Here is a 15,266-nt window from a genome sequence, read left to right on the forward strand (position 1 = left end):
AGAAAACGTGCAGATCAAAACCATCAAGGCCTATCATGTCGTCCAGCCCTTCGTTGACGGGCCTTACCGCATGTCCAAGGGGCGCGTCGCCGATGCGTTCGAAGCGGTGATCGTCGCCGTCACCACCGATAGCGGGCTCACCGGCTGGGGCGAGATGGCGCCGCTCGGCAACTTCTATTCGCCTGCCTTCGCCGCCGGCACGCGCGCCGGCGTCGTCGAGATCGCGCCGCATCTCATCGGCCATGACCCACGCGGGCTTGCCAGTATCAACAGGCTGATGGATACGGTGTTCAAGGGCCATCCCTACATCAAGTCGGCGCTCGACATGGCATGCTCGGATCTCGCGGCGCGCGCCGCCGACGTGCCGCTGGTCACGCTGCTTGGCGGACGCGAGAGCGAGACGGCCGAACTCTACAGGGTCGTCACCCACGGCACCGTCGACGCGATGGCCGCACTCGCCAAGCGCATCGTCAACGACGGTTTTCATCGGCTGCAAGTCAAGGTCGGCGGCAACGTCCATGACGACATCGAACGCGTCACAGCCGTCGCCGCCGCCGTGCCGAAGGGCACCGTCATCTTCTGCGACGCCAATGCCGGTTGGACGTCTTACCAGGCGCGCCAGTTCGCCGATGCGACGCGCAACATCGACTACACGTTCGAGCAGCCCTGCACGACGATCGACGAATGCCTGTCGGTGCGCCGCTCGCTCGACAAGCCGATGGTGCTCGACGAATCCGTCGCCTCGCTTGACGATATGCTCGACATCCATCGCAAGGGCGCCGCCGACGGGTTGACGCTGAAGATCTCACGCCTTGGCGGCGTCACCAAAACGCGCCAGATCCGCGACCTTGCCGTCGACCTCGGCTTCATGATCACGGTCGAGGACACTGGCGGCGCCGAGATCGACACATCGGCCATGGCGCATCTGTCGCTGTCGACGCCGGAGGAGCGCCGGCTGCACGCTATCGCCTTTCACGAATGGGTGACGGTGCGCACCGCATCCAACATGCCGCCGGTTTCGGGAAGCCGTATGGGCATTCCGGATGGGCCGGGCCTCGGCATCGATGTCGTTCCCGGCCTGCTCGGCGCGCCCTTCTTCGAAATCGGCAGCTGAACTGCAATAAGGCTGCACCGAATCAACCTGAATATGCTGCGTCCTTCTGACTGCGGAGGCACGGCCGTGTGGATTGACCGCTCATCCAATCGTCCTCGACCGATTGCAGAGCGGCAATGCCCAATTGCCGGTTGAAATATTTTTCATTTGCAAATAGAAATGTTCAAAACGCTGATTTGGACGCTGCGGCGCGTCAGGAACTGGAGGAAGCGACATGTCCCATCCGCAATTTGCAGCGGAACTTCTGCAGCGCGCTGAACAGCAGGGGCCGATCACCATCGGGCTTGCCGGCGCCGGGCAGATGGGCACCGACATCGTCGTCCAGGTCGCGCTGATGCCGGGCATGCGGATCGGCGCCATTTCTGAAGTCAGGCCGCAGGCAGCGATCGACGCGGCGCTGCTCGCTGGCCATGACCATTCCGACATCGTTCAGGCCGGCAATGCCGCGGCGATCGACCGCGCCATCGAGGCGGGCAAGATCGCGGTGACCGAAGATTTGCATGCGCTGGCGGCGGCCGGCCGGATCGACGTCATCATCGACGCAACGGGCAATCCCAATATCGGCACGCTGTTTGCGCTCGAAGTAATGAAGAACGGCAAGCATATCGTCATGCTCAATGTCGAGGCCGACATCACCATCGGCCGCTTCCTGAAGGAGGAGGCACGCAAGGCCGGCGTCGTCTATACCGGTGCCGCCGGCGACGAGCCCGCCTGCACGCTGGAGATCATCGGCTTTGCTAAAAGCCTCGGCTTCAACATCATCGCCGCCGGCAAGGGCAAGAACAATCCGCTGAAGATCGACGCCATGCCGGCCGACTACGAGAAGGAGGCGGCCGAGCGCAACATGAATGCGCGCATGCTGGTCGAATTCGTCGACGGCTCGAAGACGGCGATCGAAATGGTGGCAATCGCCAATGCGACCGGCCTGGTGCCCGATGTGCCGGGCATGCACGGCCCGACCGCGACGCTGGAGGAGCTGGCAAGCGTGCTTTGCCCGCGCGAGGATGGCGGCGTGCTGCACCGCAAGGGCGTTGTCGATTACTCGATCGGCAAGGGTGTGGCGCCCGGCGTGTTCTGCATCATCGAGACCCGGCATCCGCGTGTGCTGGAGCGCATGATCGACCTCAAGGTCGGCCAAGGCCCCTATTTCACGATCTTCCGGCCCTATCATCTGACCAGCCTGGAAGTGCCGCTGTCGGCGGCGCGCGCGGTCGTCTACAAGCGTGCCGACATGGAGCCGCTCGACCATCCGGTCGCCGAGGCGGTGGCGGTTGCCAAGAGCGATCTCGGCGTTGGCCAATCTCTCGGCATGATCGGCGAGAACGACTATCGTGGCTTCGCCATGACCTGGGAGGATGCGCGCGCCCGCGGCGCCCTGCCGCTCGGCCTTGCTGAACGCGCCAAGGTGGTCAAGCCGCTCAAGACCGGCGACTTCCTGACCTATGAAAATTGTGTACCCGACGATTCGATGGTGATAACCCAGATCCGCCGCCGTCTCGACCAGTCAGACGGACGGTTCGCCACCAACGCGGCCTGACCCCGCCGGATCTCCGCCTGATGGAAGATGTCGTAATCGGGATCGACGCCTCGACCACGGCCGTGAAGGCAATTGCCTTCTCGCGCGACGGCGAGGAGCTGTTCCAGGCGCGCGAGCCGTACCCGCTTTCAAATCCGAAGCCCGGCCATTTCGAGCAGGACGCCGAACATTGGTGGACGGCGCTGCTTGGCGCATTGAAGCAGGTCACCGAGGCGGTCGGCGCTGCGCGGGTGGCGGCGATCTGCATCGCTCATCAGCGCGAGACCTTCACGCTGGTGGACAGCGCCGGCAAAGCACTCATCCCGGCGATCCTGTGGCTGGACGAACGCGCCCGTCCGCAGGTTATCAGGCTTTCGGCCGAACTCGGCCGCGAAGCGATCCGCGACTGGAGCGGCAAGCCGCCGGACCCGACGCCGGCACTCTACGCCATCGCTTGGCTTGCCGAGCACCAGCCTGAAGTGCTTCGCCAGGCAGCGGCGCTGGTCGACGTGCACGGATTCTTTGTTCAGCGACTGACCGGGCGATTGGTCACCAGCACCGCAAATGCGGATCCGCTCGGGCTGCTCGACATTGAGAAAGGCACTTGGCGTCCAGAGCTCGTTGCGGCGGCGGGGCTGCAACTGGAGCAATTGCCCGAGCTGGTCGCGCCGGGCGTGGTCTGCGGCAGTCTTTCCGCAAGCATAGCGCAGCTGACCGGCCTGAAGGCCGGCACGCCGGTTGTTGCCGGCGCCGGTGACGGCCAAGCTATGGGCCTCGGCATGGGCGTTTACGGCGAGGGCAAGAGCTATCTCTCGCTCGGCTCCGGCGTGGTCAGTGGCTGCTATTTCGGCAAGGTGAAAACCTCGGACGCCTTTCGAACGCTGGTCTCGCCGACCGGCTCCGGTTTCATGCTGGAGACCGTGCTGCGCTCGGGCATGCAGCTGGTCGACTGGATCGTTCGCACGACCGGTTCGCCATCGGCGGCAGCGCTGGAGAAGGCTGCGCTGGATGTTGCTGCAGGCAGCGACGGCCTGCTCATCATGCCCTATTGGGCCGGCGTCATGAGCCCCTATTGGGACGGTGCGGCGCGCGGCGCCATTGTCGGCCTGTCGCTGGACCACCGGCCGGAGCATCTCTTCCGCGCTGTCCTGGAAGGCATCGCCTTCGAGCAGGCCGTCGCCACCGAGGCCATGGAAGCCCAGGCCGGCGGACCGGCGGCGATGATTGCCGCCGGCGGCGGCACCAATTGCGCGCTGCTCATGCAGATCATGGCAAGCGTGCTCGAGCGGCCGCTCTCGGTCTCGCCGGTCAACGAAGCCGCCGCGCTCGGCGCTGCCATGCTGGCGGCAGCGGCTGTCGGCTGGTTTGCCTCGCCGGAAGCCGCAGCAGAGGTAATGGCTGCCGCTCCCACCAGGCATGTCGATCCGGTCGACGGGCTTGTCGCCGCCTATCGCGACCGCAAGGCAATCTACCGCGACCTCTACCAGGCGACGCGCGATATCCATACCCGCCTCGGCGCTCTCGGCGAAATCTAGCGGTTGAGCAGGCCCTTTGCCGCGTCTTCGTCGGTGATCAGAACCGATACCTTGGTGTTGGCAAGCGCAGCCCGCATCACCGCAACCTTCTCGCTGCCTCCCGACACCAGGATGATGCTCGGGATATCCGACAGATCCTGCAGCGGATAGGCGCAGACGCGGCGGTTGACCTCGTGGTCGACCGGGCGGCCCTCGGCGTCGATGAAATGACACAGAATATCGCCGACGGCACCGGCCGCCTGCAATTCCTCGAGTTCGCTTGGCTTGATGAAGCCATAATTGGCGATCGGGCTGTCGTTGGAAAACGAGCCGACGCTGAGCACGGCGATGTTTGCCCGGCGTGCACGGAAGACGACGTCCTGAACGCTGCGCTGGCTCATGAAGGCGTCGCGCTGCTCCGGCCTGTCGGCATAGACCGGCACCGGCAGCAGGAAGCATTCCGCACCGATCTTTTCGGCGAAATCCCAGGCGCTTTCTGTCGGATTGAGCGGCTGGGCATGGGTGAGGCCGCCAAGCATCGAAACCACCGTCGTCCTGGCGATGGGCCGCCGCGGCAATTCATTGATGGCGAATTTCAGTGTCCGCCCCCAGCCCAGCGCGATGACATCGCCGGCATTCACATGGTCGGCCAGGTAGGCGGCAGCGGCGTGGCCGATCATCAGCGGCGCATTGCTTCGGTCGGCTGCCGACGGCACGACCACGGCCTGGCTGAGCCCGAACCGCTGTTTCAAGCTTTCCTCCAAAATCACGCATTCGACGACGCTGTCACGGATGCGAAACTGGACGACCCCCTCTTCGCGGGCGGCGGAGAGAATGCGATGCACCTTGATGCGGCCGACGCCGAGAATTTCGGAAATCCGTTCCTGTGTAAGACCCTCGACGTAATAGTGCCAAGCGGCGCGGGCCTTGAGTTCGGCGTCGGGGAAGCGCGAGGCTCTTTCGTTCTCTACGATCGTCATCTGTTTGCCTTGCCGCAGCCGCCGGCTCTGCTCATGAAATTCCAATGCGGCGACTTCGAAATGCCCAAGATTTCGCAGACCTTGCGTAAGGCAAACCGGCGGACAGCGCAAACCCGTCCTCGAATGAAGCGGCAGGCCTTGACAATTTTCCGACGAACAGTTTAGCTGAACAAAATTGCATGTTAAAGATAAATTGTTCACAGGGAGGAGCCTGGTGAGCAAAGTGGCCCGGTGATGCAGTGCCGGATTGCTGTGGAGGAGAGAAAGTGGCTGTGAGCAACGACGCAAGCAATTTGAAGGCAAGCGAGTTGAAGGCAGGCTCTGGCGCGCAGGCTACGGCGGGCGCAAGGTTTTCAGCTGTCTTTGCCGGAACCATGGGTCCGCTGATCGGGCTGGTTCTGCTGTGCCTGGCGCTCTCGCTGACCACCGACACGTTCCTGACCATCCGCAACATCCTCAACGTGCTCGACCAGGTCACCGTGCTCGGCATCATGGCGATCGGCATGACGCTGGTCATTCTGATCGGCGGCATCGACCTGTCCGTCGGCTCGGTGCTGGCACTGGCTTCCATGGTGATGGGCTTCGTCGCCCATCCGGACTATCTCAATCTCGGCCTGCCCGCCGGCATCGCCGCGGCCCTCGTCGTCGCCGGTCTTTGCGGCCTGGTTTCGGGCCTGCTGGTCACGATCACCAAGCTGCCACCCTTCATCGCCACGTTGGCGATGATGTCGGTGGCGCGCGGTCTCGCCAACATGATCACCGACGGCTCGCAGATCGTCGGCTTTCCCGACTGGTTCACCAGCCTGTCGATCATCCGGCATTTCGGCTTCCTCTCGGTCACCGTCGGGCTGATGATCGTGCTTGCCGTCGTTTTCGCGATCTTCCTCAACTACCGCGCCACCGGCCGTAGCCTGTACGCAATCGGCGGCAGTGCCGAAGTCGCCCGGCTGTCCGGCATACCGGTCAAGTCGCTGACGAACTGGGTCTATGCGATCTGCGCCGTACTGGCCGGTCTCGCCGGCATCGTGCTTGCCGCGCGGCTCGATTCCGTCCAGCCGAGCTCCGGCCTCGGCTACGAACTCGACACCATCGCGGCGGTAGTGATCGGTGGCGCCAGCCTGTCGGGCGGCGTCGGCTCGATCGGCGGCACCGCCATCGGCGTCCTCATCATCGGCGTGCTGCGCAACGGGCTGAACCTGCTCGGTGTCTCGCCCTTCATCCAGCAAGTGGTTATCGGCGTGGTGATCGCGCTGGCAGTGGCCACCGACACCTGGCGGCGCCGAGCACAATGAAGAATGGGGCACAATGAAGAATTGGGCTCAATGAGATTCACCCGGATATTCGGGCGAAAACGGATCGGTGATCCGAAACTGGGAGTTGTTCGGCCAAGGGGCGCCGCGATGCGCGGGCAGGACAGATTGAACATCAACGGAGGAATAACATGCTGACCAAACGTTCATTGCTGCTTGCCGCCGCGGCCGTCATCCCGCTGCTTGGCCTGTCCGATATGGCCTCGGCCAAGGAGGCCAAGAAGCTCGGCCTCGCCGTCGCCAATCTGCAGGCCGACTTCTTCAACCAGATCAAGCAGTCCGTCGAAGCCTATGGCAAGGAAAAGGGCATCGAGGTCGTTACCGTCGATGCCAAGGGCGATTCGGCGACCCAGGTCAGCCAGGTGCAGGACCTGATCACGCAGAACATCGATGCGCTGATTTACATTCCAGCCGGCGCCACCGCCGCCACCGTGCCGACCAAGACGGCCAAGGCGGCCGGCATCCCAGTGATCAATGTCGATCGCAACGCCGACGGCGCACCCGGCGACACCTTCATCGCCACCAACAGCGTGGCATCGGCCAAGGCGGTTTGCGACTACATCGCCAAGCAGGCCGGCGGCAAGGGCGAGTTGATCATCATCCACGGCCAGAAGGGTACGACGCCCGAGGTCGATCGCTCGAAGGGCTGCGGCGAAGCGCTGAAGAACTATCCCGACATCAAGGTCGTCGGCGAATTGTGGAGCGAAGGCTGGCACCAGGACGAAGGCTTCAAGCTGACGCAGGATCTGTTGCAGTCGCATCCGGATGTGTCGATCGTCATCGGCCAGGCCGACGCGCTGGCGCTCGGTGCGGCGCAGGCGGTAAAGGTCGCCAATCCCGGCCACAAGGTCTGGGTTGCCGGCTTCGACGGCGACGTGGCGGCGCTCAAGGCACTAAAGGACGGCGTCTTCGACGTGACGGCAACGCAGCAGACGCAAGGCATGGGCCGGCTTGCCGTCGACGCGGCAATCAAGCTGGTGGCCGGCGAGACCATTCCCGCCGAACAGCTGCAGGATGCGACTTTGACCACCAAGGACAATGTCGAGCAGTTCATCGCCAAGCATCCCTGATTAAGATCAGTCCGGCAGTCAGCGAGCGCAACGATGTCCACCGATCCTCGCCATACGCACAGCCCCCATAACGGGCTCGTCGTCAGCGGCCTCTGCAAGAGCTACGGGCCGGTGCAGGTCCTGGCCGATGCGAGCTTCGAGGTGCGGCCGGGCGAGGTCGTGGCGCTGCTTGGCGAAAACGGCGCCGGCAAGTCGACCGTCTCGAACATCATCGCCGGGTCGACGAAACCCGATGCCGGCACCATCACCTGGCGGGGGAACCCTTATTCCCCCGCCAATCCTGCCGCGGCGATCGACGCCGGCATCGGCATGATCCACCAGGAGCTGAAGCTCTTGCCCGATCTGTCGGTCGCCGAAAACGTCTATGTGGGGCGCCTGCCGATGCGCGGCGGCCGCATCGACCGCGCGGCAATGAATGCACGGGCATCGGCCCAGTTGAAGCGCCTCGGCCTCGATGTCTCGCCCGAGCGCAAAGTGCGCACGCTGCGTATCGCCGCCCAGCAGCAGGTCGAAATCGCCAAGGCGCTGACGCTCAATGCCGAGCTGCTGATCTTCGACGAACCGACGGCCGCCCTTGGCGGCGAGGAAACGGAGCTCCTGTTCCAGCAAATCCGCAAGCTCAAGGCGGAAGGCATGTCCTTCATCTATATCAGCCACCGGCTGGACGAGATCGCCCAAATCGCCGACCGCGTGGTGGTGATGCGCGACGGGCGCATCGTCGCCCGGCACGAGCGCGCCGACATTCCGGTCCGCACCGTGGTCGAGCAGATGGTCGGCCGCAGCGTCGAGCGGATGTTCCCTACGGTATCGGCGCCGGGCAACGACACGCTGCTCGAAGTCGAGAACCTGTCCTCGCCGGAACGCAGCTTTCAAAATGTCAGCTTTTCAGTGCGGGCCGGCGAAATCCTCGGCATTGCCGGGCTGATCGGCGCCGGACGCACGGAGCTGGTGCGGGCGATCGCCGGTGCCGATCCGATCTCATCGGGTTCGGTGCGCGTCGCCGGCAAGCCGGTGCATCTCAACGGCCCGGCGGCGGCGATCAAGGCCGGCGTCGTTCTCGTACCGGAAGACCGCAAGGCGCAAGGCGTGGTGCTCGACCAGACGATCGGCGAGAACCTGGCGATCGGCAATTTCGACCATGTCGCGCCGAATGGCTGGGTGTTCCCGAAGGCGGTGCAGAAATTCGCCGAGGCCGGCATTCGCCGGCTCGGCGTCAAGGGCCGGCCGAACCAGGCGGTCAGCAAGCTCTCCGGCGGCAACCAGCAGAAGGTGATCATCGCCAAATGGGTGTCGCGCCCGCCCAAGGTGTTCATCCTGGACGAGCCGACGCGCGGCATAGACGTCGGTGCACGCGCCGCGATCTATGATGTCATCGCCGACCTTGCCCGTTCCGGCATGGCGGTGGTGGTGGTGAGTTCCGACCTCGAGGAAGTGCTCGGCCTGTCGCATCGCGTGCTGGTGCTGAGCCGCGGCCGGCAACGCGGCATTCTCGACCGCAGCGAAGCGAGCAATGTCGCCGTGATGGAACTCGCCACGAGCTAGGACGGCCCATCGAAACAAAGCGCAGCAGGTGGTATCCTCCCGGGCACCAGACCGCGCGGGGCGCCAGCAACAGAGTTGGCGCCCCTTTATTTCCGGAGGACGGCGGTTGGAACAGAGGGACCGACGATGAAACTATTCGAACTTCATGGTGACGTGGCACTTGTCACGGGCGCCGGCAGCGGCATCGGCCAAGCAATCGCCATCGGCTTGGCCGAGGCCGGCGCCGACATAGCCTGCTTCGGCCACGCCTCCAAAGGCGGGCTGGAGGAGACCGCGCACCGGATCACGGCACTTGGCCGCAAGGCGTTGGTGCTGAACGGCACGGTGACGTCAGAGGCCGATCTCGCGGCCGCGATCGAGCGTACTGAGGAGGAACTCGGGGCGCTGACGGTCGCCGTCAACAATGCCGGCGTCGCCGGAGCTGAGCCGGCCGAGACGCTGTCGCTGGAGAAATGGCAGAAGCTCTACGACGTCAATGTCAGCGGCGTATTCCTGTCCTGCCAGGCCGAGGCCCGCGTCATGCTGACGCGGCGCAAAGGCTCGATCATCAACATCGCCTCGATGTCGGGCTCGATCGTCAATCGCGGCCTGACACAGGCGCATTACAATTCGTCGAAGGCCGCGGTCATCCACATGTCGAAGAGCCTGGCCATGGAATGGGCCGATCGCGGCCTGCGCGTCAATGTCGTCAGCCCCGGCTACACGCTGACGCCGATGAACAAGCGACCTGAGGTCGCCGACCAGGTCAAAATCTTCGAGCGCGACACGCCGATGGGCCGCATGGCGGCGCCAGAAGAAATGGTCGGCCCGACCGTGTTCCTGGCCAGCCGCGCCTCGAGTTTCGTCACCGGCATCGACCTGATCGTCGATGGCGGCTTCGTCTGCTGGTAGAAGAAAAGATGCAGAAGCGATTCCAGGGAAAAACGGCGGTCATCACCGGCGCCAGCGGCGGCATTGGGGCGGCAATGGCCAGGCGCTTCGCCGCGGAAGGTGCGGCGGTCGTCGTCAGCGCCATCGACGCGCGCGTCGATGAGGTTGCCGCCGACCTGAAGGCTGCGGGCGCCAGGGTCGCATCGCTGCGCATGGACGTGACCAGGAAGGACGAGGTCGTCGCCCTCTATGACCTGGCCGAGCAACAGTTCGGCCGCGTCGACATCTCCGTACAGAATGCCGGTGTCATCACCATCGCCAGGGTCGAGGCGATGACAGAGGCCGAATGGGACAAGGTGATGGCGGTCAACACCAAGGGCGTGTTCCTGTGCTGCCAGGAGGCGATCGCGCGCATCCGCAAGCACGGCGACGGCGGCCGGCTGATCAACACCGCATCCGGCCAGGCGCGGCAGGGCTTTATCTACACGCCGCATTATGCGGCCTCGAAATTCGGCGTCGTCGGCGTCACCCAGAGCCTGGCCAAGGAAGTGGCAAAGGAGAAGATCACCGTCAACGCGATCTGCCCCGGCATCATCGACACCGACATGTGGGCCTATAACGACGCGGCGTGGGGCAAGCTGATGGGCGATTACAAGCCCGGCGAACTGATGGCCGAATGGGTGAAGAACATCCCGATGGGCCGCGCCGGCAGCGGCGAGGATGTCTCCGGCCTGGTCAGCTTTCTCGCCAGCGACGATGCGGCCTACATCACCGGGCAGACCATCAATGTCGATGGCGGCCTGATCATGTCGTGAGGATACTCGGGCGGCAGTGCCCTGTCCGAATTGCATGACCGTGACGGCATTACGCGTTGCGAGACATGAATGTTGGTATATATAATTTCATCCCATGAAACGGCTCTGGCGAGATGGGTTCGCCAGGCCGACAGCTGAGATCATGGGACCTTGATGGCTCGCACCTTTCATAGCGCCGCCAGACCGGCGATCGATCCGCGGACTGCCTTGGCGGCAATCCATCGGCAGCCATGACACGGTCCCCTCCGGCACATTTTCACAAAATTGGGCACCATCCGCTCTGCGCCGCTTCAGCGCCGGCAGCAATCTGGCGCCAACGCCCTTGCGCAACGACCAGCTTTTCCAACACAATCAAAAAAAGACGCAAGAAGGGAACGAACGATAACTTCACCAGAGCTTGACAGGAGAACAAGCATGTCACTTCGGAACATGATTTCGAGTTTCTCAATGGGAGCCTTAACACTTGCCGCAGCCGCACTGACATCTTCGGCCTATGCGGCAGCGCCGGAATCCAACGACCCGATCAAGATCGCGCTGTTCGACTGGACCAGCGTCAATCTGAACGCCAAGATCCTCGGCGGCATCCTCGAAAAGCTCGGCTACACCGTCGAGTACCCGACCGCCGACTATCTCTCCAGCCTGACCACCGGCCTGACCAATGGCGACATCGATGTCGGCCTGGAATTCTGGGACACGACGGCCGGCGAGGCGATGAAGGCCTCGGACGCGACGGGCCAGACCGAACGCCTCGGCAAGCTCGGACCCAAGGCCAAGGAAGAATGGTGGTTTCCCGAGTATATGAAAGAGAAATGCCCCGGCCTGCCTAACTGGGAGGCGCTGAAAGACCCGAAATGCGCCGAAGCGTTCTCGACCGCCGAAACCGCGCCGAAGGGGCGTTATCTCGGCGGACCCGTGACATGGGAAGGTTTTGACGACGAACGCGTCGAGGCGCTGAAACTGCCCTTCACCGTCATCCATGCCGGCACCGATGCGGCGATGTTCGCCGAACTGGACTCGGCCTATCAGCGCAAGGCGCCGATCATGCTGTGGATCTATTCGCCGCATTGGGCGCCGGCCAAATACAAGGGCGAATGGGTCGAATTCCCCGACTATACGCCGGAATGCTACAACGACCCGAAATGGGGCGTGAACCCAGATGCCAAATATGACTGCGGCAAGCCGCATGGCGAGATCTGGAAATATTCCTGGGCCGGCATGAAGGACAAATGGCCGGTCGCCTACAAGGTCGCGAAAAACTACACGGTCGATACCGACGAGCTCAACAAGATGAGCGGCGAGATCGATCTCGAAGGCAAGACGCCGGAAGATGTCGCCGCCGCCTGGATCGCCGCCCACGAAGCCGACTGGAAAGCCTGGGCCGAGTGACCGTCTGACTGGAAACGCGACGACCCGGCCATTCAGGGCCGGGTCTCGATCCCCTATTCCAGAAGGACGGTTGAATGAGCGATACGATTGAACAGGCGGCGAAAGCCGGCAACGATGCACGCCCGATAAAGCTTGCCTGCCGCAATGTCTGGAAGCTGTTTGGGGCGGACGCGGCCAATTTCATCCGCCGGCGCGACGGCAAGGCCAGCCTGGCGGACATCGCCGCGGCCGGACTGGTCGGCGCGGTGCGCGCCGTCGATCTCGAAATCCGACAGGGCGAGATCTTCATCATCATGGGACTTTCGGGGTCAGGCAAGTCGACGCTGGTGCGCTGCATGTCGCGGCTGATCGAGCCGACCCACGGCAAGGTCGAATTCGAGGGGAAGGACCTGCTCAAGATTTCCGATGCCGCGCTGATCGAGCTGCGACGCCATCGCATGGGTATGGTGTTCCAGAATTTTGCCTTGCTGCCGCATCTCAACGTACTGGAGAACATCGCCTTTCCCTTGGGCATCCAGGGGCAGGACCGGCCGACGCGCGAGAAGCGAGCCCGTGAAGTCATCGAGCTGGTTGGCTTGCGCGGCCGCGAGCATTTCTATCCGCGCGAGCTTTCCGGCGGACAGCAGCAGCGTGTCGGCATCGCCCGCAGCCTCGCCACGAAGCCGGAAATCTGGTTCCTCGACGAGCCGTTCTCGGCCCTCGACCCGCTGATCCGCCGTGAGATGCAGGACGAGCTGATGCGGCTGCAGACCATGCTGCACAAGACCATCGTCTTCATCACCCATGATTTCGACGAGGCCATCCGGCTAGCCGATCGTATCGCCATCATGAAGGACGGCGAGGTCATCCAGATCGGCACGCCGGAAGAGTTGGTGGTCAACCCGGCGACCGACTATGTCGCCGAATTCACCCGCGACGTCGACCGCGCCAAGGTGATCTCGGCGCGCAGCCTGATGCGCGCCTGCGATGGCGCCGAGTACGGCGGCACGGTCGCGCCGGATGCCAAGATATCAAGTTTTTCGGCTGATATCGTCTCTGCCGGCAAGGCCTTCGCGGTGGTCAACGGCGCCGGAAAGCCGATCGGCGAGGTCACGCCGCAGGCGGTGATCGATCTTCTCGCCGGCATAGAACGTCGTGGGGTCGGCGCATGACGGTCACGGCAAGCGCCAGCGCAGCGAGGCCCCGGCCGATTCAAACCTGGCTGGCGATCTGGGCCTGCGCGCTCGCCGCCGTGCTTATCGTCTTCCTGCTGCAGGAAAGCCTGCCCTGGGCGGTCAATTACCCGGCCGGCGCGATCGTTCCTGTCGCAGACTGGGTCGGTGCGCTGATGAACTGGGTGAAGTCGAATTTCTCCTGGCTGACCCGTTCGATCACCGCGGTGCTCGGCGTGCCGCTCGATTTCGCGCTCGCTCTTCTGGCCAAAAATTTCAAGATCGGCCATGGCGCCGATATGGTCGTGTTGCCGCGCCTGTCCTGGGTCGGCGTCTGCGCTGCCGCCTACCTTGCCGGACGCGCGGCCGGCGGCTGGAAGCTGGGTGCGCTGGCCGGCGGCTGTTTTCTCTACATCGCGCTGTTCGGGCAGTGGACCAGCGCCATGCTGACGCTGGGCTTAATCTCGATCGCCGTGCCGTTTTGCATTGTCACCGGGCTGTTCGCCGGCATCTGGGCATGGCGCAAGCCTTGGGTGGAGAGGCTGTTGATCTCCCCTGCCCTCGATCTGATGCAGACGATCCCGACCTTCGCCTATCTCATCCCGATGCTGCTTCTTTTCGGCAACAGCCCGGTCTCGGCAATGATCGCGACGGCAATTTTCGCGACGCCGCCAATGGTGCGGGCGACGATGCTCGGCCTGTCGCGGGTGCCGTCGGAGATCGACGATTTCAGCGAGATGGCCGGCTGCACGGCACGGCAGAAGCTGTGGCGAGTGCTGTTGCCGTCGGCGCGGCCGACATTGATGGTCGGCGTCAACCAGGTCATCATGCTGGCGCTCAATATGGTGATCATCGCCTCGATGATCGGCGCCGGTGGGCTCGGCTATGACGTGCTTTTGGCGTTGCGCGCGCTCAAGGTCGGCGAGGCGATGGAAGCTGGCCTCGCCATCGTCGCACTGGCGATTGCACTCGACCGGCTGAGTCAGGCGATCGCCCACAATCACGCCAAGGGCAATGTCCGCCATCAGGCCGGCACCAGCTTCTGGCGGCGTTATCCCAATCTGACGCTGGCCGTCGCCATTCTCGCCGTCACCACGCTGCTCGGCCTGTTCGTGCCGGCCTTCGCCGCGATGCCGAAGGCGATCACCTTAACCACCGCACCTTTGTGGAAGGCGGCGGTGAACTGGATCACCATCAACTTCTTCGACACGATCGAAGCGTTCCGCGTGGCGCTTATCGTCAACGTGCTGAACCCGGCGCGCGCCTTCTGCGAGGGCTTTCCGTGGCTGGGCGCGGTTTGTCTCCTCGGCCTTGCCGGATACCAGCTCGGCGGCTTGCGTCTCGCCGCCCTGGTCGCGGCATTGACAGCGTTCTGCGCCGTCACCGGCCTTTGGGAAAAGACCATGGCGACGGTCTATTTGTGCGGCATCTCGGCCTTTATCGCTTGCCTCATCGGCATCCCGATCGGGCTGATGGCATCGCGCAGCGACCGCTTCGAAAAGACCGTCACGCCGGTCATCGACACACTGCAGGTGCTGCCGTCGTTCTGCTTCATCATTCCGGTGGTGATGCTGTTCAGGGTCGGCGACGTCACCGCGATGATCGCCACCGTTGCCTTCGCCGTGGTGCCGGCGATCCGCTACACCAATCACGGCATTCGACAGGTGCCGCCGGCGCTGATCGAGGCGGCGAAGGTGTCCGGCTGCACCAGGCGCCAGACCTTCTTTCGCGTGCAGCTGCCGCTGGCGCTTCCAGAGATCATGCTTGGCGTCAACCAGACAATCCTGATGGCACTGGCGATGATCATCATCTGCGCCATGGTCGGCACGCGCGATCTCGGCCAGGAGGTGTTCATCGCCCTGTCCAAGGCCGATTCCGGCCGCGGCATTGTCGCCGGCCTGGCCATTGCCTTCATCGGCATCGTCGCCGACCGGCTGTTCAACGCCTGGACGGCGAAGGCTCGCGCAAGGCTGGGATAGTCCGGAATAGGACGGCCTC

12 protein-coding genes are annotated in these 15,266 nt (G+C 63.8%); 11 read left to right on the plus strand and 1 reads right to left on the minus strand.

The genetic code is table 11. The features are described 5' to 3' along the window. Nucleotides 1-7: 7 nt before the first annotated feature. From NKH80_RS04975 to NKH80_RS04985, 3 genes are all read left to right on the plus strand, one after another. Nucleotides 8-1,114, plus strand: coding sequence for a mandelate racemase/muconate lactonizing enzyme family protein (locus NKH80_RS04975; RefSeq protein ID WP_352989985.1), 1,107 nt, complete (start codon nucleotides 8-10; stop codon nucleotides 1,112-1,114). Between the two features lie 214 nt (nucleotides 1,115-1,328). Beyond that, nucleotides 1,329-2,651 (plus strand): NAD(P)H-dependent oxidoreductase, encoded by a 1,323-nt coding sequence (locus NKH80_RS04980; RefSeq protein WP_254820384.1) that lies wholly within the window; start codon nucleotides 1,329-1,331, stop codon nucleotides 2,649-2,651. Between the two features lie 20 nt (nucleotides 2,652-2,671). Continuing rightward, nucleotides 2,672-4,165 carry a xylulokinase gene (locus tag NKH80_RS04985; protein WP_352989988.1) on the plus strand — a complete coding sequence of 498 codons (1,494 nt, stop codon included), beginning with the start codon at nucleotides 2,672-2,674 and terminating at the stop codon, nucleotides 4,163-4,165. Here NKH80_RS04985 and NKH80_RS04990 read toward each other — a convergent pair. Further along, nucleotides 4,162-5,124 (minus strand): sugar-binding transcriptional regulator, encoded by a 963-nt coding sequence (locus tag NKH80_RS04990; protein WP_031211026.1) that lies wholly within the window; start codon nucleotides 5,122-5,124, stop codon nucleotides 4,162-4,164. The genes NKH80_RS04985 and NKH80_RS04990 overlap by 4 nt on opposite strands. Nucleotides 5,125-5,432: 308 nt before the next feature. Here NKH80_RS04990 and NKH80_RS04995 point away from each other — a divergent pair, with 308 nt between their 5' ends. The 8 genes from NKH80_RS04995 to NKH80_RS05030 all read left to right on the plus strand — a co-directional run bounded on the left by NKH80_RS04995 (nucleotide 5,433) and on the right by NKH80_RS05030 (nucleotide 15,247). Further along, entirely contained in the window at nucleotides 5,433-6,416 is a 984-nt protein-coding gene (locus NKH80_RS04995; protein WP_502900909.1) for an ABC transporter permease, read from the plus strand. Nucleotides 6,417-6,565: 149 nt separating this feature from the next. Beyond that, nucleotides 6,566-7,504: a sugar ABC transporter substrate-binding protein gene (locus NKH80_RS05000; RefSeq protein ID WP_352899273.1), complete on the plus strand. Its 939-nt coding sequence runs from the start codon at nucleotides 6,566-6,568 to the stop codon at nucleotides 7,502-7,504. A 33-nt stretch (nucleotides 7,505-7,537) separates the two neighbouring features. Continuing rightward, nucleotides 7,538-9,046: a sugar ABC transporter ATP-binding protein gene (locus NKH80_RS05005; protein ID WP_352645416.1), complete on the plus strand. Its 1,509-nt coding sequence runs from the start codon at nucleotides 7,538-7,540 to the stop codon at nucleotides 9,044-9,046. Between the two features lie 126 nt (nucleotides 9,047-9,172). Next, nucleotides 9,173-9,937: an SDR family oxidoreductase gene (locus tag NKH80_RS05010; RefSeq protein WP_352989995.1), complete on the plus strand. Its 765-nt coding sequence runs from the start codon at nucleotides 9,173-9,175 to the stop codon at nucleotides 9,935-9,937. Between the two features lie 8 nt (nucleotides 9,938-9,945). After that, nucleotides 9,946-10,731, plus strand: a complete 786-nt coding sequence (locus NKH80_RS05015; RefSeq protein WP_352989998.1) for an SDR family oxidoreductase — start codon at nucleotides 9,946-9,948, stop codon at nucleotides 10,729-10,731. A 414-nt stretch (nucleotides 10,732-11,145) separates the two neighbouring features. Further along, nucleotides 11,146-12,117, plus strand: a complete 972-nt coding sequence (locus NKH80_RS05020; protein ID WP_352645412.1) for an ABC transporter substrate-binding protein — start codon at nucleotides 11,146-11,148, stop codon at nucleotides 12,115-12,117. Nucleotides 12,118-12,191: 74 nt separating this feature from the next. Then, the gene (locus tag NKH80_RS05025; RefSeq protein ID WP_352990001.1) at nucleotides 12,192-13,268 is read left to right on the plus strand and encodes a quaternary amine ABC transporter ATP-binding protein; all 1,077 of its coding nucleotides are present in this window, start codon (nucleotides 12,192-12,194) and stop codon (nucleotides 13,266-13,268) included. Beyond that, nucleotides 13,265-15,247, plus strand: a complete 1,983-nt coding sequence (locus NKH80_RS05030) for an ABC transporter permease (RefSeq protein ID WP_352990004.1) — start codon at nucleotides 13,265-13,267, stop codon at nucleotides 15,245-15,247. Before NKH80_RS05025 ends, NKH80_RS05030 begins: the two co-directional genes overlap by 4 nt. Nucleotides 15,248-15,266: the final 19 nt, after the last annotated feature.

The organism is Mesorhizobium sp. M0904 (genome assembly GCF_040319475.1).
Lineage (GTDB): Bacteria > Pseudomonadota > Alphaproteobacteria > Rhizobiales > Rhizobiaceae > Mesorhizobium.

What these genes read in the sequence shown, in the direction of transcription:
- NKH80_RS05025 (WP_352990001.1), top strand. Translation starts at nt 12,192, where the DNA reads ATGAGCGATACGATTGAACAGGCGGCGAAAGCCGGCAACGATGCACGC.
- NKH80_RS05020 (WP_352645412.1), top strand. Translation starts at nt 11,146, where the DNA reads ATGTCACTTCGGAACATGATTTCGAGTTTCTCAATGGGAGCCTTAACA.
- NKH80_RS05015 (WP_352989998.1), top strand. Translation starts at nt 9,946, where the DNA reads ATGCAGAAGCGATTCCAGGGAAAAACGGCGGTCATCACCGGCGCCAGC.
- NKH80_RS04990 (WP_031211026.1), bottom strand. Translation starts at nt 5,124, where the DNA reads ATGACGATCGTAGAGAACGAAAGAGCCTCGCGCTTCCCCGACGCCGAA.
- NKH80_RS05030 (WP_352990004.1), top strand. Translation starts at nt 13,265, where the DNA reads ATGACGGTCACGGCAAGCGCCAGCGCAGCGAGGCCCCGGCCGATTCAA.
- NKH80_RS05010 (WP_352989995.1), top strand. Translation starts at nt 9,173, where the DNA reads ATGAAACTATTCGAACTTCATGGTGACGTGGCACTTGTCACGGGCGCC.
- NKH80_RS04985 (WP_352989988.1), top strand. Translation starts at nt 2,672, where the DNA reads ATGGAAGATGTCGTAATCGGGATCGACGCCTCGACCACGGCCGTGAAG.
- NKH80_RS04980 (WP_254820384.1), top strand. Translation starts at nt 1,329, where the DNA reads ATGTCCCATCCGCAATTTGCAGCGGAACTTCTGCAGCGCGCTGAACAG.
- NKH80_RS05000 (WP_352899273.1), top strand. Translation starts at nt 6,566, where the DNA reads ATGCTGACCAAACGTTCATTGCTGCTTGCCGCCGCGGCCGTCATCCCG.
- NKH80_RS05005 (WP_352645416.1), top strand. Translation starts at nt 7,538, where the DNA reads ATGTCCACCGATCCTCGCCATACGCACAGCCCCCATAACGGGCTCGTC.